This is a genomic window from Mesorhizobium sp. M0140 (assembly GCF_040322475.1).
GTDB lineage: Bacteria > Pseudomonadota > Alphaproteobacteria > Rhizobiales > Rhizobiaceae > Mesorhizobium.
This window is the reverse complement of record NZ_JAMYTM010000014.1, coordinates 93,483-111,908: the sequence shown is the minus strand read 5'-3', so window position 1 is coordinate 111,908 and position 18,426 is coordinate 93,483. Positions and strand designations below refer to the sequence as shown.

Here is an 18,426-nt window from a genome sequence, read left to right as displayed (position 1 = left end):
ACAGATTTCGGAGTTAAGCAAGAACATTACGAGAACATATAGCTTCACCACGGTGAGGAATTCTGCCGGCAAGGAGCGTCCATAAGCTAGGCTTTGATCGGAAGCTTGAGCGCCCGCTCCGTCAAAGGCTCGCTGGCATCAAAGATGACATACCCGAGCATAGATGGCTAGAATTTGTCGAACAGGCGCTCCACCTTGCGGGCGAACATTTCCCTCTGGTCATCAGAGATGTTTTCGACGGAATATCTCGTCAGGTAGAGGTGCCTCACGTTGCGGCCGCACATAGTCTTGAGACCGCGCAGCAGCACCTTCCTTCCCGGGTTTTGCATGTACAGTTCAGTATACCACCACGGCGACCCGCATGTGGTAACAACGCCCATCCGCCGGATGTTCAATAGCGCCGGCTTGATCACGCCACCGTCTGCCGGCAACTCGTAAGCCACCCCCGGTCGCCAAACTCGATCAAAATAACCCTTCAAGATTGCGGGCATGCCTGACCACCATGTCGGAAAGCAGAAAACGCATGCCTCCGCCCATCTCAACGCGTCGATGTAAACCTGCAAGTCGCTGGGTGCCTGGGCAGGGTCAAAGTGGCCATGTCTTTCTTCGGCATGCATCACGGGATCGAACTTCATCTGATGGAGATCGAAATCAACGACCTCGTCACCCCTGGCTTTGAGGGTCTGAACGACCCGTTTGTGGAGCGCCGCCTGGTAACTGTCGGCTAGTGGATGCGCGTAGACGACATTGATTTTCATGGCGCGGGCCTTCAGGCTTCGAATTACACGCACATATTAGCCGTCGCGCAACCAAGTGGAAACAGCAAGGTCAGTGGCGGGGAGGGAAGCCCATCGCCGGTGTCGATCCGCAGCGGGCTTATACAATCGCCTGATCAAATGAGGAACATTACAAGAATATGCAGCCGCGCCGGTCGCGGCTGGGTTGTGGCCGGTTGCAGAAACCGGAACATGGTTAAGACAAAGTGAAAACGGTTACGTCCGCCGCTTGTCCTCGACCGCGTCCCAGAACAGGCTGGCGATGTCGGCGCCGCCGAAGCGCTTGACCTCGCGCACGCCGGTCGGCGAGGTCACGTTGATCTCGGTCATGTAGTCGCCGATGACGTCGATACCGACCAGGATGAAGCCGCGCTCTTTCAGCGAGGGCCCGATGCGGGCGCAGATCTCGCGTTCGCGCTCCGTCAGTTCGGTCTTTTCGGCGCGGCCGCCGACATGCATGTTGGAGCGGGAATCGTGTTCGGCCGGCACCCGGTTGATGGCGCCGACCGGCTCGCCGTCGATCAGGATGATGCGCTTGTCGCCCTTGCGCACGTCCTTGAGATAGCGCTGCACGATATAGGGTTCGCGGAACATCTGGCCGAACATTTCCAGCAGCGAGGCAAGGTTGCGGTCGGCCTCCAGCATGTGGAAGATACCGGCGCCGCCATTGCCGTACAGCGGCTTGATGATGATGTCGCCGAACTCCTTGCGGAAGGCGGCAACTTCGAGTGGATCCTTGGTGATCAGCGTGTCCGGCATCAGGTCGGCAAATTCGGTGACGAAGATCTTTTCGGGGCTGTTGCGCACCCATGCCGGGTCGTTGACCACGAGCGTCTTCGGATGGATGCGTTCGAGAATGTGCGTGGTGGTGATGTAGTTCATGTCGAAGGGCGGATCCTGGCGCAGCAGGACGACATCCATTTCCGACAGATCGGTGCGCACCTTCTCGCCCAGCGAATAGTGGCTGCCCTTCTCGTCGCGCACCTGCATCTCCTCGATGCGGGCAAACACCTTGCCGTCGCGCAGCGACAGCCGATCCGGCGTGTAGTGGAACAGCTCATGGCCGCGCCGCTGCGCTTCCAGCGACAGCGCGAATGAGGTGTCACCGGCGATCGACACGGTGGAGATGTGGTCCATCTGGACGGCGATTTTCAGCTTCATGGCGGGTCTCCGGCGGCTCGGATGGACGACTGTCTTGCCTGTACAGGCTCACTGCCCGTCTGCCAATCGCGACATTCCTAGGATTGGCATCCGACACCCGAATGCGCTGCTTTCATCGATCCTTCGAAACAGTCGCGGTTGCCCGTGGAAAATCGATCTCGCGATACGTTTCCTAAAGGGTTTGCTGCCAGTCTGAAAATAAATTCCGACGTCACAAAACAGGGACACCGATGCAAACTTCGTTTGGCACCGGTCAGGCAAACAGGGAGAGCACGGATCTGGCATTCACCGATCCGTTGACCGGGCTTGGCAACCATCGCCGCTTCTTCGACAAGGTCGATCGGCTGATCGCCGATCGTGCCGACGATCCCGCGCCCTTTACCGTCGGCATTCTCGACCTCGACGGCTTCAAGCCGATCAACGATCTGTTCGGCCACAAGGCCGGCGACGACATCCTGATCCAGGTCGCGATGCGGCTGCGCGCCTCGATGGACGGCCATTCCACGGTCTGCCGCATCGGCGCCGACGAATTCGCCTTTCTCTATCCCCTGGTGTTCAGCGAGGATGCAGCGGCCGAAAAGTCCCGCATGCTGATCGAGATCCTGTCGGCGCCCTATGATGTCGGCGAACGCACCGCCAGGCTTTCGGCCTCGGTCGGCTGCTCGCTGTTCTATTCGGGCGACGAGACCACCGAGATCCTCATCAACAAGGCCGAGACGGCGCTCTATCACGCCAAGCGTTCCGGCCGTGGCCGCGTCGTCGTCTACACCCGTGAGATGGAAGAAGCGGCCAAGCGCGTCACCCGCATCGAACAGGCGCTGCGCCGGGCTGTCTCGGCCGGCGAGGTGGAGCCGCATTTCCAGCCCATCGTCGACCTCAACACGCGCCGCACCATCGGCTTCGAGACGCTGGCGCGCTGGACGGATCGCGACCTGGGTTCGGTGCCGCCGACCGTCTTCATTCCCATCGCCGAGGAGCGTGGCATCATCGGCCCGTTGTCGCAGCTGGTGCTGCGCAAGGCGACCGAGGCCGCCAGAAGCTGGCCGAAGGATCTGTTCCTGTCCTTCAACCTGTCGCCCTCGCAGCTCGTCGACCAGAACACCGGCCTGCACATACTGGCGATCCTCGATCGCACCGGCTTCGATCCGCGGCGGCTGGAGATCGAGATCACCGAGACCGGCCTGATGAACGACCCGGCCTCTGCGGCGCAGATCGTCGAGGATCTGCGCCGCGTCGGCATCCGCGTCTCGCTCGACGATTTCGGCACCGGCCAGTCCTCGCTCGGCCGTCTGCGCGAATTCCATTTCGACAAGCTCAAGATCGATCGCGCCTTCGTCTCCTCCATTCTCGACGACCGTCCCTCGGAGCACATCATCCGGGCTATTCTCGCAATGTGCGAGGGGCTCGGCATGGACGTCGTCGCCGAAGGCATCGAGCAGGAAGCGCAGGCCGACCGCCTCGTCCAGTTCGGCTGTGCCGGCGGGCAAGGCTATCTGTTCGGCAAGCCCGTCGATGCCGACGCCACGCTCGGCTATCTCCGTGATTCCTTCCGCGGGGCCCTGCGCGCCAAGGCGATCTGACCGGCGATCTCGAAGCGGTTTGCGATCCTGGTGACTTCACCTCGGGTGTCCAGCGCGGCGTATTGTCGTTTTGTCTGACATAAGCCCTGAAATCCGGCGGTTCGCCCTTGCCCGCGCGCCTTGCGTGGCTAGGATGCGCGCCGATCACGCTGGGAGACAGGAACGATGATGCCATCGGCGCATTTTGCCGACCTCGAAGGAGCCTCGGTGCTGATCACCGGCGGCGGCTCCGGAATAGGTGCTGCACTGACCGAGGGGTTTGTGCGCCAGGGCGCCAATGTCGCCTTCATCGACATCGCCGACGGCCCAAGCACGGCCCTCGCCGACCGCATCGAGAAGGCGTTCGGCAAGCGGCCGCTCTATCTCAAGACCGATTTGCGCGACGTCGAGGCTCTGCGTGCGTCCGCCGCGAAGGCCGCCGAGGCGCATGGCGATGTCACCGTGCTGGTCAACAATGCCGCCTGGGATGAACGCCACGCCGTCGAGGATGTGACGGTCGAGTTCTGGGACAACAACCAAGCCATCAATCTGCGGCCGCATTTCTTCACCGCGCAAGCGGTGGCGCCGGGCATGAAGCGGGCCGGCGGCGGTTCGATCATCAACTTCACCTCGACATCCTATCTCATCAACCACCCTGACATGCCATCCTACACGGCCGCCAAGGCCGGTATCCTCGGCCTGACCAAGGGGCTGGCCGGCAAGCTCGGTGTCGACGGCATCCGCGTCAACGCCATTGCGCCTGGCTGGGTGATCACCGAGCGGCAGAAGGAGCTCTGGGTGACCGAACAGGGGCTTGCCGCCCATGTCGCCAAGCAATGTATCAAGCAGGTGATGCAGCCCGACGACATCGTCGGCACCGTGCTGTTCCTCGCTTCGGACGCGTCGCGCATGCTGACCGCGCAGATGCTGGTCGTCGATGGAGGTTTCCTGTGAGCCAAGGGTTTGCCGGCAACGCACCGGCGGTCGCCGCCGTCGACTGGGGCACGACCCGCATGCGGGTCTGGCTGATCGACGGGCAAGGCAAGGTGCTTGCCGAACGCCGTGGCGATGATGGCCTGATCACGGCGCAGCAGAAGGGCTTTTCGACCATTCTCGAAGGACATCTGGCAGCCATGGGAGCGCCGCAAGCGTTGCCCGTCATCATCTGCGGCATGGCCGGATCCCGCCAGGGCTGGCTCGAAGCGCCCTATGTCACCGTGCCGGCGCCGCTTAGCGCCATCCTTGCTGGTGCTGCCAGCGTGCCCGGCCAGAGCCGCGACATCCGCATCGTTCCGGGCCTTGCCCAGCGGCTGGCCGATGCGCCCGACGTCATGCGCGGCGAGGAAACCCAGCTTGCCGGCGCCGGCCTGCCGCCCAAGGGGCGCCAGCTGGTCTGCATGCCCGGCACCCATTCGAAATGGGTGCTGGTCGAGGACGGTACTGTCACCGGCTTCGGCACCTGGCCGACCGGCGAGCTGTTTTCGGTGCTTGCCGCGCATTCGATCCTGCGCCATTCGCTCGGCGAGCAACCCAAGCCGGTCACATCGGACAATCCGTTCTTCCGCCGCTGGTGCGAAACCGCATTGGCCGATGGTGGCGATGTCACCTCGCGGCTGTTTTCCATCCGCGCCGCCGGCCTGCTGCAGGATTTGAAAGCCGACGATGCCGCCGCCTGCCTGTCCGGCCTTCTGATCGGCGGCGAGATCGCCTCCGCCAGCCGCCGGCATGGCGCCGGCGCCGAACCCGTGGTGCTGATTGCGTCCGGCGCGCTGGAAACGCTGTACAGCGAGGCACTTGGCCTTGCCGGCCTCGAGGTTCGGGCCGTCGACGCCGACGAGGCTGTGCGTGCAGGTCTCGTCGAGGCGGCGCGTGAGAACGGCATGATCGCTAGAATTGGAGCAGCCCGATGAGCCAGACCGCACCGTTTCCAAAACTCAAGCGCGGGCTGGTCGCCATCCTTCGCGGGCTCAAGCCCACCGAGGCGATGGCCATGGGCCAGGCGCTGTTCGACGCCGGCATCGAGGCGATCGAAGTGCCGCTGAACTCACCGCAACCGTTCTCGTCGATCGCCCGCATCGTCCAAGTGCTGCCGAAAACGGCGCTGGTCGGCGCCGGCACAGTGCTGACGCCAGCCGATGTCGATGGTCTGCACAAGGCGGGCGGGCGGCTGCTGGTCAGTCCCAACATCGATGCCGAGGTCATGGCGCGCGCCATGCATTACGGCATGGTGACGATGCCCGGCGTGTTCACGCCGACCGAAGCCTTGCTGGCGATCAAGCTCGGCGCCTCAGCCCTGAAATTTTTCCCGGCGAGCGTGCTGGGTGCCGGCGGCATTTCAGCGATGCGCGCTGTGTTGCCGGCGCAGACGCTGGTCGGTGCCGTCGGCGGCGTCTCCGAAAAAGATTTTGCCGGCTACAAGGCGGCCGGCGTTACCGCCTTTGGACTGGGATCCAGCCTGTTCAAGCCGGGCATGAGCGTCGACGAGGTGGCCGCGCGGGCCGAGGCGGCGGTGACAGCCTGGGATGCGGCGTTCGGAGAAGCAGGATGAGCGAAGCGATCGTTTCGGTTTTTTCCGACCACGTCTGCCAGCTCGGCGAAGGGCCGAGCTACGATCCCGCCACCGATACGCTGTATTGGTTCGACATCGTCAACAGCCAGCTCCTGGAAAAGCGGCTGTCCGGCGGCGCGACCACCGTCCATGAGCTTGGCCAGATGGCGAGCGCCATCGCCGTCATCGACGACAAGCGCCAGCTTATCGCCGCCGAGACCGGCCTTCATGTGCGCGACGTCGCGACCGGCAAACTGACGCTGCACACGCCTGTCGAGGCCGGCAATCCGGTTACGCGCTCCAACGATTCCCGGGTCCACCCCTGCGGCGCCTTGTGGATGGGCACCATGGGCAAGGGCGAGGAAAAGGGTGCGGGTTCGATCTACTGGTTTTTCAGAGGCGAACTGCGCCGGCTGTTTTCGGACATCACCGTCTCCAATTCGATCTGTTTTACCGAGGATGGCGCAATCGCCTACTACACCGACACCTCGACCGGGCTGCTGATGCGCGTCGCCTGCGACCCGGCGACCGGCCTGCCTGCCGGTGAGCCAAAGCTGTTCGTCGATCACCGCTCGGCCAAGGGCTATATTGACGGATCCGTGCTCGACCGCGACGGCATCCTGTGGAACGCCGTCTGGGGCGGCAGCGTCATCGAAGCCTACGGACCCGACGGCAAGCTCGTCCGCACGGTCGCCATGCCGGTGACGCAACCGTCCTGCCCGGCCTTTGTCGGCGCCAAGGCCGACCGGCTGGCGGTCACCTCCGCCTGGTCGGGCAAGGATGAGAAGCAGCGTCTGCTGGATCTGCAGGGCGGCATGACCTTTCTGCTCGACATTCCCGTCAACGGCCGCTTCGAGCCGCGCGTGCTGATCGCCTGAGCGAACTGGATTCTGCGGTTGGACGGTGCGTTGTCACGCAACCGCCCGCGCCATGTCGGTTTCACGAGAGCCTGACGCCTTGACCATGCGATGGTAGGCAATCCTACTGCCGGGGATCGTCATCTCATGCCCAGCCGCAAGCCGAAACTGATCCTCGTCCATGAGCCGGAAAAGGCCTGCCTGGACCGTCTGGTCGCCGACGGTCATGCACCGCAGCGCGCCGGCGAAATCGCGTCCTATCTGGCGCAGTCGACCGACCTCGCCCCCGAATTCGACGTGCTTGGCCGTGCCTGCCAGGCACGCGGCCTGTCGTTCAGGCCGGTGGCGCTGGACGAGGCCACCGGCGTGCTCGCCGGCGAGCATCCCAGCACAACGCTGGTCTGGACGCTGACCGACGGCATCGCCTATTTTCGCGGCGGCGCGGCGCCCGCTCTGGCGCGATTGGGCGGTTTCAAGACGATCGGCGCAGATGATGCGCTGTTCGCGCTCTGCCAGGACAAGTTCCGCTCCGGCGCCGTGCTCGGCGCACTCGGCCTGCCGGTGCCGCAGGCCGGGCTTGCGCGCGACGGCCAATGGCTGGTCGAGCCGCCGGCCTCGCCCGCCGGCTGGTTCGTCAAGCCCAACCGGCTCGGCGCCAAGATCGGCATCTGGCCGGATTCGCGCTGTTGCGATCTCGCCCACGCTTTGGAACTCAGCCGGCGCGTCTTTTCGGCCTATCGCGACGATGTCGTCGTCCAGCCCTATGTCGCCGGCCGCAACGTGCGCGCCAGTTTCCTCGGCCTGGTGCCAGGCGCCGGGGTCGAAGCGCTTGGCGTGGCTTTTGTCGATTCAGGCGCCGATTTCCAGACCATGGCGGACAGCCTGGCGCTCTACGGCGACACCGGCGAGGCAGCGAAGGCGGAGGGACATTACGCCGAACCGGAGCTCGTTGCGGTTGCCGACAGCCAGCCGGCCGCCGACGCCACGATACGTGCGATCGCCGGGCGGCTGATGAGCGGGCTCGGCCTGCGCGATGTGTTTTCCATCGATCTCAGGGTCGAGGCCGACGACACCGTCCACCTCATCGAGTTCGAGGTTTGCCCCGGCCTGCCCTGCTTCGATTTTCGCGCCTATTGCCGCCAGCAATGGGGCCTCGATCTGGCCGACGCCATGGCCGAAACTGCGGCCAGCCGGCTGACCGGTGTCGACCGATAGCTGTGCGCCTTGTGTCGGCGGGCTAACCAGCAGACGCTACCCGCCAGGCATTCGCTCGGCCGCCTGCAAGGACGGATCCATCTTGTCCCAGGCATGGCCGTGGCTCGTGTAGGTCACCATCTGCGGGCTGAACTGTTCCGGATCGTCGAGGCTGGCCGCGTGGACCGCTATGAATTCCGGCATGGCGACGGATATCAAAAAGACCGGCGTTCCGCAGGTTGGACAGAAGGTGTGGATTTTTTCATTGCCGCTGGCGCCCGCCACGCGCCAGGTGCTCACCTCCCCGGTAATTGCCATATCGGTGCGCTGGCCGAAGGTCAGGTAGGATCCGTGGCCGGTGCCTGAGCGCTTCTGGCAATCGCTGCACTGGCAGTGGTTCTGGAAGATCGGCTCGTCATTGGTTTCGTAACGGATCGCGCCGCATGCGCAGCCGCCGGTATAGCGTTTGGTCATCGTTATTCTCCCGCGGCGATCAGGGCTGATTTCGGCTTGGCGAAAATGTCGATGCCGCTGCCGGTTTCGAGGAAGGATTTCATGCTCGACAGCACCGCCGGCCAGCCCTGGCTGACGCCTTTCGCCATGCCGCTACCGGCTTCGAGTTCGTCATGGCTGACGGTCAGCCGCACCATGGTGTCGTATTCCTCGATGGCGAACGTCACCCGGCTCGTTTTTGACGGATCGTCGGCCTGCGAAGCGTTCGCCCAGGTGATGACGAGGCGGGTCGGCGGCGAAACCTCGACGACATTGCCGACGAGTTCGACGGTCCGTTCGTCATTGGCGCGGATATGCTCCCATTTCGAGCCCGGCGTCCATTCGGAGACGTTCTCGTGACCCCAGTAGCGCTTTGCGACATCGGGCTTGATTATGGCCTCGAACACCTTCTGCGGCGTCGAGCGGATATAGGTCACGTAGACAAAGCTGGTCGTTTCCCTGGTCATTGGTCTTCTCCTTCGAGTTCTTGCTTCAGGTCGTGCAGCAGGCTGAGCCGCTGCCGTTCGAATTTCCGTACCCAGCGCTCGTAGACTTCGTGCAAGGGCACGGGATTGATGAAATGCAGCTTTTCGCGGCCGCGCTTGACCGTGCTCACCAGATTGGCCGCCTCCAGCAGATCGAGGTGCTGGGTGGCGGATTGCCTGGCCATGTCCAGGTTTTCGCAAAGCTGACCGAGCGTCTGCCCGTTCTGCTCGCACAGAAGGTCAAGCAGCCTTCTGCGTGTCGGGTCGCCCAGCGCTTTGAAAACCTTGTCGGCGTCCATCTGCCTCACTCTGTTGTAAGGCATAATATGCAGGTAAATACCTGCATGTCAACCTACAGTTCGCCCCGCATCGCAAGACTGGATGCGGCTATTCGGACTCGGACGTTGATTGCGCGATGGGCCGCCCCGGCCATGTACCTGATGTCGGAGCCCTGCTTAGCGGCGCCAAACTGCGGACGTAAACCTGCAGGATTTCGTCTGAAGTCCTGCTACTAGCGCTGCAGCAGGGATTTGACAGGATGCCTATCGACGGCCGAGATTTCATCGTTCGTTGGTGGACCATCCTAAGCGTTCGAGATTGGCCGAAGCCTCCCAACTTCGTCATCCTAGGGCGAAGCAGGAGCGAAGCTCCGTCGCGGAGACTCTGGGATCCATGCCGCGACCTTGGCCGAAGAATGCAGCGGAGCAGAATTCTACACCGCTGCAACGCTTTGAAGTCGCGGCATGGATCCTCGGGTCTGCGCTGCGTCGCTACGCTCCTTGCTTCGCCCGTGGATGACGAAGGCGCTGGGCGTTTGCGGCAATCGCCAAGGTATGCCGTCCGTCACACCCGCGATTCGTCAAAACTGCTCGAGGCGGATTTTAGGCGCCCTCGACCAGAACGATCTCGCCGTCGGCGACCTTCTGACGGATGGCGACGGCGCGCTGGTATTCCGGCGAATGGTAGCAATCATGCGCGGCGGCGAGCGATTCGAACTCTATGATGACATTGCGTGCCCGGCCGGGGCCTTCGGCCTTTTCATGCTCTCCGCCGCGCGCCAGAAACTTCGCGCCGAAGCGCTCGAAGGCAGGCTTGGCGGCGGCGACGTAGTCCTTGTAGCCTTCCGCGTCGCGCACATCGACACGGGCGATCCAGTATCCCTTGGGCATTTTCTTGGTCTCCGAACTTGTTCTTGGAAATCTCAGGCCGAGCGCATCTCGTCGAGGATGGCTTCGGCCGCTTCCCGTTTGTTGGCCGCAGCAATGATAGGCCTGCCGACGACGAGGTGGCTGGCGCCGTTGCGGATCGCCTGGCCCGGCGTCACCACGCGCTTCTGGTCGCCATGATCGCTGCCCGCCGGCCGGATGCCGGGCGTCACCACCGCCATGTCGGGGCCGACGATGCGGCGCACCGCTTCGGCTTCCGCGGCCGAGCAGACGATGCCCCCCATGCCGGCATGCAGCGCCTGTTCCGAGCGCCGCAGCACCAGCGTATGCGGGTCGTACTCATAGCCGACGTCGATCATGTCCTGCTCGTCCATCGAGGTCAGCACGCTGACCGCAAGCAGGCAAAGATCGCTGCCTCTGGCCGCCTCTACGGCGGCCTGCATAGCCTTCGGGTAGGCGTGGATGGTCAGCATGGTCATGCCCATCTTGACGATGTTCTCGACGCCCTTGGCCACCGTGTGGTCGATGTCGAGCAGCTTCATGTCGAGGAAAACCTTGGTGCCGCCGCTGGCCAGTTCCCTGGCGAAATCGAGCCCGCCGGCGAAGGCAAGCTGGTAGCCGATCTTGTAGAAGGAGACGACGCTGTCGAGTTCGCGCACCGCCTGCTCGGCCTCCCTCACGGTCGGGACATCGAGGCCGACTATCAGTCTTTCCTGCATGGATCGTGCCTGTATGGATTGTGCCTGCATCGTCGTTGCGATCACGCCTCGATCCGGGTGGACAGCATGCGCGAGGTTTCGATCAGGGTGCGGCATAGGTGCTCCATCGATTTGTGCAGTCTTTCGTCACGGAAGTTTCCATCCTCGTCGAAGGCGCCGCCGCCGTCGGGCACCGAGCATTCCGGCGTCACCACCTCCATCTGGCAGCGCACCAGCACCGCGCGCAGATGGTTGATGCAGCGGATGCCGGCAAAGTGCCCGCTGGAGGACGAACAGAGGCCGGCGACCTTGCCGGCCAGCGGCCTCACCGGCCGGCCGCCATCCCTGCGCACCCGGCTCACCCAGTCGATCGTGTTCTTGAGCAGCGGCGGAATGGAGCCATTATATTCGGGCGTGGCGATCAGCAGCCCGTCATGGGCGATCACCAGACGGCCAAGTTTCTGGGCGTTTTCAGGAACGCCTTTTTCCTTTTCCAAATCCTCGTCCATGATCGGCAGGGGGTAGTCGGCAAGCGAGATGCGGGTCACCTCGGCGCCCTGCATGGCGAGTTCCTTCTGCGCCACGTCGGCGGTCCTGCCGCTATAGGCGCCGCTGCGAACCGAGCCGGCGAAGACGAGGATTTTCGGGATCACTGCCATTGGCCACCCTTGTTCCCGGACAGGTACAGCCAAGGATCGAGCAAATCAACGCCAACTTCGTCATCCTTGGGCGAAGCAGGAGCGAAGCTCCGTCGTGGAGACCCTGGAATCCATTCCGTGACAGCTATCCAGGAGTGCAGCGGAACAGAATTCTGCGCCGTAGCGGCGCTCGGAAGTCGCGGCATGGATCCTCGGGTCTGCGCTGCGTCGCTGCGCTCCTTGCTCCGCCCGTGGATGACGAAGCGAGGGACGTTCCCGCCATCGCCAAGGTATGCGGTGAGCACTGGCGATCCGCGAACAACCCTGCGCCGAGAAATTAATGCGCTTCGCGGCGGTAGATCCACAGCTGGGTCGGCGGGATGTTGCGGAGGATGAAATCGAAATGCTTGACCGTATAATTGCCACGGCCGGCCGGGATCGGCGACATCGGGCCGTAGGTCAGCTGCACGATCGGCCGTCCGGCCGGGATGCGGTCAAGCAGGCTTTCGATATAGGCAATGCGCTGGGCGACCGGGAAGTTGAGCAGCGGCACGCCGGAAACGACGGAATCGAAGATCATCCCGCTCTTGTCGCCAAGCGTGGCGTTGAGGTTGAAGGCGTCGCCCTCGATGACGTTGACGCCGGGATAGAGTCGCCGCAGGTGACGGACGAAATCCGTGGAATACTCGACCGCGTAGAGGTTCTCGGGCCGCACGCCCTGGGCGAGGATGGCGCGGGTGATGACGCCGGTACCGGGACCGACCTCGAGCACCGGCAGGCCGGATTTAGGATTGACGATCGACGCCATCTTGCGCGCGGTGACCGAACTGGTCGGCACGATCGAACCAACCGCCTTCGGCTTGTCGATCCAGCCCTTGAAGAATTTGAGTTCGTCGTCGAACTTTTCGACAAGCGCCTTCCGCAGTCCAGGGCCACGTGTCATGCAAGCTCTCCTCAGCGCTCCCCGCAAGTTACTTAGCACCTGAGCGGTGCTAGGCAAGGCGCGGCCGGACGCATGTCGTGGATAAGATAATTTTCGTCGCGTCTCAAGGGGTGACGAGATTCAAGGATTTACGCGTTGCAAATCGGCTTGGGCGGGCCAAAGTGCATCAACGTTCGCCGAACGACTCGAAGAAATCCTTCATGCGGGCGAAAAAGCCGCTCGATTGTGGCGAATTGTCCTGCGAGGAGAGCTGTTCGAACTCCTCCAGCAGTTCGCGCTGGCGGCGGGTGAGGTTCTGCGGCGTCTCGACCGCGGTCTGGATGTAGAGGTCGCCGATATTGGGCTGGCGCAGCACAGGCATGCCCTTGCCTTTGAGGCGGAACTGGCGCCCGTTCTGCGTGCCTTCGGTCACCTTGACCTTGGTCTGCGTCCCGTCCAGCGTCGTCACCTCGAAGGAGCCGCCAAGGGCGGCTGTGGTCATCGAGATCGGCACCTTGCAATACAGGTCGGCGCCGTCGCGTTGGAAGAACTCGTGCGGTTTGACCGCCAGGAAAATATAGAGATCGCCCGATGGCCCGCCGCGCAGGCCGGCTTCGCCCTCATTGGCAAGACGGATGCGGGTGCCGTCCTCGATGCCGGCCGGGATGTTGACCGACAGCGAACGCTCCTCGGTGACGCGGCCCTGGCCGGCGCATTTCGGGCACGGATCCTTGATCGTCTGGCCGCGCCCCTGGCATTGCGGGCAGGTCCGCTCGATCGAAAAGAACCCTTGCGTGGCGCGCACCTTGCCGTGGCCGTTGCACATCGAGCAGGTAACAGGCTGGGTGCCGGGCTTGGCGCCGCTGCCCGAACATTCAGAGCAGGAGATCGACGCCGGCACCCGGATCTGCGCGGTCTTGCCGGCAAAAGCCTCTTCCAGGGTGATTTCCATGTTATAACGCAGGTCGGCGCCGCGCTCGCGGCCGCCCGACGAGCGGCGCTGGCGCCCGCCCATCATGTCGCCGAAAATGTCCTCGAAGATATCGGCGAAACCGCCGGCGCCGAAACCTTGCGCGCCGCCATTCATTCCGCCCTGTTCGAAGGCGGCGTGGCCGAAGCGGTCATAGGCCGCGCGCTTCTGCGGGTCCTTCAGCGTCTCGTAGGCTTCGTTGATTTCCTTGAACTTGTGCTCGCAGGAATGATCGCCGGGGTTGCGGTCGGGATGGAACTGCATGGCGAGCTTGCGGAAAGCGCTCTTGAGCTCCTTCTCGTCGGCGCCTTTTTGGACGCCCAGCGTCTCGTAGAAATCAGCTTTCATTTTTTCCCGCTGTCCGGATGCTCAACGTCTTGAAGCATTGTTGCGTCTCTTGCCGGCACTGACGCTTCGATTTAGGTGCGATGGAAGGGGGATGCCAGTGTCGACGCGGCTTTGCCTGCATTTTTTCAGCAAGGCCCGCTGTTTTTCTGCAAGGGGTTGCAAAAAAGCCCGGCCTTCGCCGGGCTTTTCGCTTTATCTTGCCGTCAAACGGTTCAGGCCGACTTCTTCTTGTCGTCGTCCTCGTCGATTTCCTCGAAATCGGCGTCGACAACGTCACTGTCCTTGGCGGCGTCCGCCTTGGCGTCGGCTTCCGCCGCTTCCTTCTGCGAAGCCTCGTACATGGCCTGGCCAAGCTTCATCGAAGCCTCGGCAAGCGCCTGGCTCTTGGCTTCGATGTCGGCCGGGTCGTCGCCTTCGGTCGCGGTCTTAAGCGCCGCGATCGCGTCGGAAATCGCCGTGCGCTCGCCTTCCGAAACCTTGTCGCCATATTCCTTCAGCGACTTCTCCGAGGAATGCAGCAGCGCTTCGGCCTGGTTGCGGGCCTCGACCAGCGCACGCCGCTTCTTGTCGGTCTCGGCATTGGCCTCGGCGTCCTTGACCATCTTCTCGATGTCGGCGTCCGAAAGACCGCCCGATGCCTGGATGCGGATCTGGTGCTCCTTGCCGGTGCCCTTGTCCTTGGCCGAAACGTTGACGATGCCGTTGGCGTCGATATCGAAGGTGACCTCGATCTGCGGCACGCCGCGCGGCGCCGGCGGAATGCCGACCAGGTCGAACTGGCCGAGCGCCTTGTTGTCGGCGGCCATTTCACGCTCACCCTGGAAGACCCGGATGGTCACGGCCGATTGACTATCCTCGGCCGTCGAGAACACCTGGCTCTTCTTGGTCGGGATCGTCGTGTTGCGCTCGATCAGGCGGGTGAACACGCCACCCAGCGTCTCGATGCCGAGCGACAGCGGCGTCACGTCGAGCAACAGCACGTCCTTGACGTCGCCCTGCAGCACGCCGGCCTGGATGGCGGCGCCGAGAGCGACGACCTCATCCGGATTGACGCCCTTGTGCGGCTCCTTGCCGAAGAACTGCTTCACGATCTCCTGGATCTTGGGCATGCGGGTCATGCCGCCGACCAGGACGACTTCGTCGATCTCGCCGGCCTTCAGGCCGGCATCCTTGAGCGCCGCCTTGCAAGGGGCAATCGTGCGCTGGACCAGGTCGTCGACCAGCTGCTCGAACTTGGCGCGCGTCAGCTTCAGCGTCAGGTGCTTCGGCCCGGTCGCGTCGGCGGTGATGAAAGGCAGGTTGATTTCGGTCTGGGTCGTCGACGACAGCTCGATCTTGGCCTTTTCAGCCGCCTCCTTGAGGCGCTGCAGGGCGAGCTTGTCGTTCTTCAGGTCGATGCCCTGTTCCTTCTTGAACTCGGCCGCCAGGTATTCGACCAGGCGCATGTCGAAATCCTCGCCGCCGAGGAAGGTGTCGCCATTGGTCGACTTCACCTCGAACACGCCGTCGCCGATTTCGAGCACCGAAATGTCGAACGTGCCGCCGCCAAGGTCATAGACGGCAATGGTCTTGCCTTCCTTCTTGTCGAGGCCATAGGCAAGCGCTGCCGCGGTCGGCTCGTTGATGATGCGCAGCACTTCGAGGCCGGCGATCTTGCCGGCATCCTTGGTTGCCTGGCGCTGGGCGTCGTTGAAGTAGGCCGGAACGGTGATGACCGCCTTCTCGACCTTCTCGCCGAGATAGGCTTCCGCCGTTTCCTTCATCTTCTGCAGGATCATGGCCGAAATCTGCGAGGGCGACTGCTTCCTGCCGCCGGCCTCGACCCAGGCATCGCCATTGTCGCCCTTGACGATCTTGTAGGGGACAAGCTTCTTGTCCTTCTCCGTCACCGGATCGTCATAGCGGCGGCCGATCAGGCGCTTGACCGCGAAGATGGTGTTTTCAGGATTGGTGACCGCCTGGCGCTTGGCCGGCTGGCCGACAAGACGTTCGTCGTCGCCCGAGATGGCGACGATGGAAGGCGTCGTGCGCGCGCCTTCCGCATTCTCGATTACCTTCGGCTCCTTGCCATCCATGATGGCGATGCAGGAGTTGGTGGTGCCGAGATCGATACCGATTACTTTTGCCATTTTTCTAGTCTCTCCGCTAAGCAGGCTCTCAGGACCCGTACAGGCGTTCCGACGAAAGCCCCTGTTCACAAGAAATCCCGTTCCGGCAACCGGCATTCCGGCGCCGAACGGCTTGGCGCGTATATAAGAACAGGCGGCATCGCGCGCAAGCATTCTGCGCAAGGCTTCCATGAACCTTTCCACCTCCGCCCGCGACTGATCTCCAGGTGCCGCATGGTGCGGCCCGGAAAGGAAGCCCCCATGACCAATAACCCAGAGGCTCTGCGGTCTCCGGGAACAACAGGAGCTCGGCGCGACCACTGCCTTCGGGACGAGGTCGATGCGCTGGGCTTCCCGCTGGTTCCGTTGACCCTGCGTAAGAGCAGGCGTATCGTGATTTTGAGGAAAGCAGACAATTCGATCAGGGAAGAACGAGCCGGACCGCCGCGCCTTGCCCTGATTTGCGCGGCCAGACCCGACGTTCTCCCGTCGACTACGACGGGGGGTAGTGTCATGTCTCGCATCCGCGGCTCGTTCGTGTCGTCTCTTGATGGCGGCTTGCGCCGCGCTGTGCATCCAGGCGGGTTGCTGGCGCTGGCACTCGGCCTGTGGCTGGGCGCCGCCCAGGCGCAGGAAACCCGGATCATCTATCCCGGTTCGATGGCGGTGACTGGATTCTCCGGCACCGTCATTCCCAATTTCGACCCCCCTGATTCCGAAAAAGGGGGCCTGCCGCCCGGCGTCGATCCGGTCGACGAAACCTTCATCGACACCACGCGAGCCACCTTGCGCGTGTTCGACGTCTCGCATCTGGGCGGCCCAGCCTCCGGGCAACTGGTCAACACGCCGCCGCCCCTCGAGGTGACGGCGGAGCAGATCGGCCAGGTGTTCGGCGTCACCTATGATGACGGCGTGCGCGACGGCGTTCCATCGGGCATTCCCAATCTCTATGCCGGCGCCGCCTCGCTGCACGGCATCCGCATCGTCACCCCGGACGCCGATGATGACGGCCGCCCCGAGCGGCAGCGCCGCGGCGCGGCCGGCGCCACCTTCATGGACGGCCAGTTCGGCACCGAAAACGGTGGCGGGCCGGGCACCATCTGGAAAATCGACGGCATCACCGGCCAGGTCTCCAAGTTCGCCGACATCGACACCAACAGCGGTCCCGGTATCGGCAATCTCACCTTCGACGCCGCTCATCGCCAGTTCTTCGCCTCCGACCTCGATACCGGCCTGGTCCATCGCATCGATGCCACCGGTACGCTGATCGACAGCTTCGACCACGGCGTTGCCGGGCGCCCGGCGCATGGGCTAGCTCCGATCGCCGACGATGGTTCGGTGATGGACATACAGGGTGCGGCTTTCGACAGCGAAGACCCCGACAGCTGGGGCTACACGCAGGACGAGCGCCGCATCTGGGCCGTCTCCTATCATGGCGGCCGGCTTTATTATTCGGTCGGTGAAAAGTCTGAAATCTGGTCGGTGGGCATTGCCCGCAACGGCACCTTTGCCGGCGACCCGCGTTGGGAACTGACGGTCAAGGCCGACAAGGACTACGCCGTCACCGACATCGCTTTCGACAACACCGGCTTCATGTACCTGGCCCAGCGCGGCCCGGTCGAGAACCGCTACGATTACAGCCAGTTCGCCGATTCCGGCAAGGGCGAGGTCATCCGCTACTTCCGAGAGAACCCGGACGATCCGGAGACGGAATCGGTCTGGGTCGAAGTGCCGCAGGAATATGCGGTCGGTTTCCCTCAGGGCAACAGGCAGTCGGCCGGCGGTCTCGACCTGCAGTATGGTTATGATTCCGACGGCACTCTCGACACATCGGTCTGCACGCAGACGCTGGTCAACACCGGCGACAAATTGCGCGACAATCCGGCTCTCGCCGAACAGCTCGCCGCCGGCGGGCCGCTCGCCGTGCACGGCGTGCAGATCACGCCGAAAGAGCTGGTCAAGCCGGCCAATGTGCCGCCCTTCGGCTCCTGGTTCGTCGACTTCGACGGCTATTTCGAAGACCCGGAGGTCGAGGGTCATGTCGGCGACGTTGCCGTCTGGCATCCTTGTGAAGGCCGCGCCGGCTATTATGAAGAAATCCCGGGCGGCTACCTGCCCCCCTTCTACCCGCCGGACTTCCCACCGCCCGGCAATCTGCCTCCGTGCATCGATGTCGAGGATATCAGGTATTACTGTACGCCTCGCGGCCTCCAGGCCGATCTCTATCTCCATGACCGTGCCGGCTTCGGCGGCGATTCGATAAAGGCCCAACCTTCGAATGAGACAAAGTCCAGGACGCCAGGCGTCGGGGTGACGTCATTCCAGTCGCATGCGCCCGGCCAGCCTTACACGATCGACATTACCGGCCACTATCCGGGCGACAGAGTGGATGTTGGACTTTGCTTCTACAGGAAGTCCGACAAGGACAAGGGTGGCTACTACCCTTGCTGCAAGATGATCTTGCCGCTCCGAACCCCAGCCGTCAGCTGCGAACGTTGAGGAGG

Annotated in this window: 18 protein-coding genes; 7 read left to right on the top strand and 11 right to left on the bottom strand. The window is 63.3% G+C overall.

The window, feature by feature from the left end; all coding sequences use genetic code 11:
- Nucleotides 1-167: 167 nt before the first annotated feature.
- Together NKJ37_RS16355 and gshB are read right to left on the bottom strand one after the other, a co-directional pair.
- The gene (locus NKJ37_RS16355; protein ID WP_128305158.1) at nucleotides 168-758 is read right to left on the bottom strand and encodes an NAD(P)H-dependent oxidoreductase; all 591 of its coding nucleotides are present in this window, start codon (nucleotides 756-758) and stop codon (nucleotides 168-170) included.
- Between the two features lie 234 nt (nucleotides 759-992).
- Entirely contained in the window at nucleotides 993-1,937 is a 945-nt protein-coding gene (gene gshB, locus NKJ37_RS16350) for a glutathione synthase (RefSeq protein WP_352442625.1), read from the bottom strand.
- A gap of 230 nt (nucleotides 1,938-2,167) precedes the next feature.
- Here gshB and NKJ37_RS16345 point away from each other — a divergent pair, with 230 nt between their 5' ends.
- The 6 genes from NKJ37_RS16345 (at nucleotide 2,168) to NKJ37_RS16320 (ending at nucleotide 8,116) form a co-directional block, all read left to right on the top strand.
- Entirely contained in the window at nucleotides 2,168-3,517 is a 1,350-nt protein-coding gene (locus NKJ37_RS16345; protein WP_023814197.1) for a putative bifunctional diguanylate cyclase/phosphodiesterase, read from the top strand.
- A 165-nt stretch (nucleotides 3,518-3,682) separates the two neighbouring features.
- Nucleotides 3,683-4,450, top strand: a complete 768-nt coding sequence (locus NKJ37_RS16340) for an SDR family NAD(P)-dependent oxidoreductase (protein WP_023814196.1) — start codon at nucleotides 3,683-3,685, stop codon at nucleotides 4,448-4,450.
- On the top strand, nucleotides 4,447-5,406 hold the full coding sequence (locus NKJ37_RS16335) for a 2-dehydro-3-deoxygalactonokinase (RefSeq protein ID WP_352442624.1): 960 nt from the start codon (nucleotides 4,447-4,449) through the stop codon (nucleotides 5,404-5,406). Before NKJ37_RS16340 ends, NKJ37_RS16335 begins: the two co-directional genes overlap by 4 nt.
- Entirely contained in the window at nucleotides 5,403-6,044 is a 642-nt protein-coding gene (locus NKJ37_RS16330; protein ID WP_352442623.1) for a 2-dehydro-3-deoxy-6-phosphogalactonate aldolase, read from the top strand. The genes NKJ37_RS16335 and NKJ37_RS16330 overlap by 4 nt, the downstream gene beginning before the upstream one ends.
- Entirely contained in the window at nucleotides 6,041-6,922 is an 882-nt protein-coding gene (locus NKJ37_RS16325; RefSeq protein ID WP_352774343.1) for an SMP-30/gluconolactonase/LRE family protein, read from the top strand. The genes NKJ37_RS16330 and NKJ37_RS16325 overlap by 4 nt, the downstream gene beginning before the upstream one ends.
- 126 nt (nucleotides 6,923-7,048) lie before the next feature.
- Complete coding sequence (locus NKJ37_RS16320; protein ID WP_128305151.1) at nucleotides 7,049-8,116, top strand: D-alanine--D-alanine ligase family protein; 1,068 nt, start codon at nucleotides 7,049-7,051, stop codon at nucleotides 8,114-8,116.
- Nucleotides 8,117-8,152: 36 nt separating this feature from the next.
- Here NKJ37_RS16320 and NKJ37_RS16315 read toward each other — a convergent pair whose 3' ends face one another.
- The 9 genes from NKJ37_RS16315 to dnaK form a co-directional block, all read right to left on the bottom strand.
- A complete protein-coding gene (locus tag NKJ37_RS16315) occupies nucleotides 8,153-8,569 on the bottom strand; it encodes a GFA family protein (RefSeq protein WP_128305150.1) in 417 nt (138 codons plus the stop codon).
- 2 nt (nucleotides 8,570-8,571) lie between these two features.
- A complete protein-coding gene (locus tag NKJ37_RS16310; RefSeq protein WP_128305149.1) occupies nucleotides 8,572-9,054 on the bottom strand; it encodes an SRPBCC family protein in 483 nt (160 codons plus the stop codon).
- Nucleotides 9,051-9,371 (bottom strand): ArsR/SmtB family transcription factor, encoded by a 321-nt coding sequence (locus NKJ37_RS16305; protein ID WP_056592605.1) that lies wholly within the window; start codon nucleotides 9,369-9,371, stop codon nucleotides 9,051-9,053. Before NKJ37_RS16305 ends, NKJ37_RS16310 begins: the two co-directional genes overlap by 4 nt.
- Before the next feature lie 582 nt (nucleotides 9,372-9,953).
- A complete protein-coding gene (locus NKJ37_RS16300; RefSeq protein ID WP_023762651.1) occupies nucleotides 9,954-10,241 on the bottom strand; it encodes a DUF1330 domain-containing protein in 288 nt (95 codons plus the stop codon).
- A 32-nt stretch (nucleotides 10,242-10,273) separates the two neighbouring features.
- Nucleotides 10,274-10,987, bottom strand: a complete 714-nt coding sequence (gene pyrF, locus NKJ37_RS16295) for an orotidine-5'-phosphate decarboxylase (protein WP_352442646.1) — start codon at nucleotides 10,985-10,987, stop codon at nucleotides 10,274-10,276.
- 11 nt (nucleotides 10,988-10,998) lie between these two features.
- Nucleotides 10,999-11,595, bottom strand: coding sequence for an NADPH-dependent FMN reductase (locus NKJ37_RS16290; RefSeq protein ID WP_023814188.1), 597 nt, complete (start codon nucleotides 11,593-11,595; stop codon nucleotides 10,999-11,001).
- Between the two features lie 316 nt (nucleotides 11,596-11,911).
- Entirely contained in the window at nucleotides 11,912-12,517 is a 606-nt protein-coding gene (gene pmtA / locus NKJ37_RS16285) for a phospholipid N-methyltransferase PmtA (RefSeq protein WP_128305147.1), read from the bottom strand.
- 166 nt (nucleotides 12,518-12,683) lie between these two features.
- Nucleotides 12,684-13,814, bottom strand: coding sequence for a molecular chaperone DnaJ (dnaJ, locus tag NKJ37_RS16280; protein ID WP_023810873.1), 1,131 nt, complete (start codon nucleotides 13,812-13,814; stop codon nucleotides 12,684-12,686).
- A 212-nt stretch (nucleotides 13,815-14,026) separates the two neighbouring features.
- Complete coding sequence (gene dnaK / locus NKJ37_RS16275; RefSeq protein ID WP_023810872.1) at nucleotides 14,027-15,943, bottom strand: molecular chaperone DnaK; 1,917 nt, start codon at nucleotides 15,941-15,943, stop codon at nucleotides 14,027-14,029.
- Nucleotides 15,944-16,435: 492 nt separating this feature from the next.
- Between dnaK and NKJ37_RS16270 the strand changes: the two genes are divergently transcribed.
- Nucleotides 16,436-18,421, top strand: coding sequence for a hypothetical protein (locus tag NKJ37_RS16270; RefSeq protein ID WP_502895373.1), 1,986 nt, complete (start codon nucleotides 16,436-16,438; stop codon nucleotides 18,419-18,421).
- The last annotated feature ends 5 nt before the right edge of the window (nucleotides 18,422-18,426 follow it).

What these genes read in the sequence shown, in the direction of transcription:
- NKJ37_RS16355 (WP_128305158.1), bottom strand. Translation starts at nt 758, where the DNA reads ATGAAAATCAATGTCGTCTACGCGCATCCACTAGCCGACAGTTACCAG.
- gshB (WP_352442625.1), bottom strand. Translation starts at nt 1,937, where the DNA reads ATGAAGCTGAAAATCGCCGTCCAGATGGACCACATCTCCACCGTGTCG.
- NKJ37_RS16345 (WP_023814197.1), top strand. Translation starts at nt 2,168, where the DNA reads ATGCAAACTTCGTTTGGCACCGGTCAGGCAAACAGGGAGAGCACGGAT.
- NKJ37_RS16340 (WP_023814196.1), top strand. Translation starts at nt 3,683, where the DNA reads ATGATGCCATCGGCGCATTTTGCCGACCTCGAAGGAGCCTCGGTGCTG.
- NKJ37_RS16330 (WP_352442623.1), top strand. Translation starts at nt 5,403, where the DNA reads ATGAGCCAGACCGCACCGTTTCCAAAACTCAAGCGCGGGCTGGTCGCC.
- NKJ37_RS16325 (WP_352774343.1), top strand. Translation starts at nt 6,041, where the DNA reads ATGAGCGAAGCGATCGTTTCGGTTTTTTCCGACCACGTCTGCCAGCTC.
- NKJ37_RS16320 (WP_128305151.1), top strand. Translation starts at nt 7,049, where the DNA reads ATGCCCAGCCGCAAGCCGAAACTGATCCTCGTCCATGAGCCGGAAAAG.
- NKJ37_RS16315 (WP_128305150.1), bottom strand. Translation starts at nt 8,569, where the DNA reads ATGACCAAACGCTATACCGGCGGCTGCGCATGCGGCGCGATCCGTTAC.
- NKJ37_RS16310 (WP_128305149.1), bottom strand. Translation starts at nt 9,054, where the DNA reads ATGACCAGGGAAACGACCAGCTTTGTCTACGTGACCTATATCCGCTCG.
- NKJ37_RS16305 (WP_056592605.1), bottom strand. Translation starts at nt 9,371, where the DNA reads ATGGACGCCGACAAGGTTTTCAAAGCGCTGGGCGACCCGACACGCAGA.
- NKJ37_RS16300 (WP_023762651.1), bottom strand. Translation starts at nt 10,241, where the DNA reads ATGCCCAAGGGATACTGGATCGCCCGTGTCGATGTGCGCGACGCGGAA.
- pyrF (WP_352442646.1), bottom strand. Translation starts at nt 10,987, where the DNA reads ATGCAGGCACAATCCATACAGGCACGATCCATGCAGGAAAGACTGATA.
- NKJ37_RS16290 (WP_023814188.1), bottom strand. Translation starts at nt 11,595, where the DNA reads ATGGCAGTGATCCCGAAAATCCTCGTCTTCGCCGGCTCGGTTCGCAGC.
- pmtA (WP_128305147.1), bottom strand. Translation starts at nt 12,517, where the DNA reads ATGACACGTGGCCCTGGACTGCGGAAGGCGCTTGTCGAAAAGTTCGAC.
- dnaJ (WP_023810873.1), bottom strand. Translation starts at nt 13,814, where the DNA reads ATGAAAGCTGATTTCTACGAGACGCTGGGCGTCCAAAAAGGCGCCGAC.
- dnaK (WP_023810872.1), bottom strand. Translation starts at nt 15,943, where the DNA reads ATGGCAAAAGTAATCGGTATCGATCTCGGCACCACCAACTCCTGCATC.
- NKJ37_RS16270 (WP_502895373.1), top strand. Translation starts at nt 16,436, where the DNA reads ATGTCTCGCATCCGCGGCTCGTTCGTGTCGTCTCTTGATGGCGGCTTG.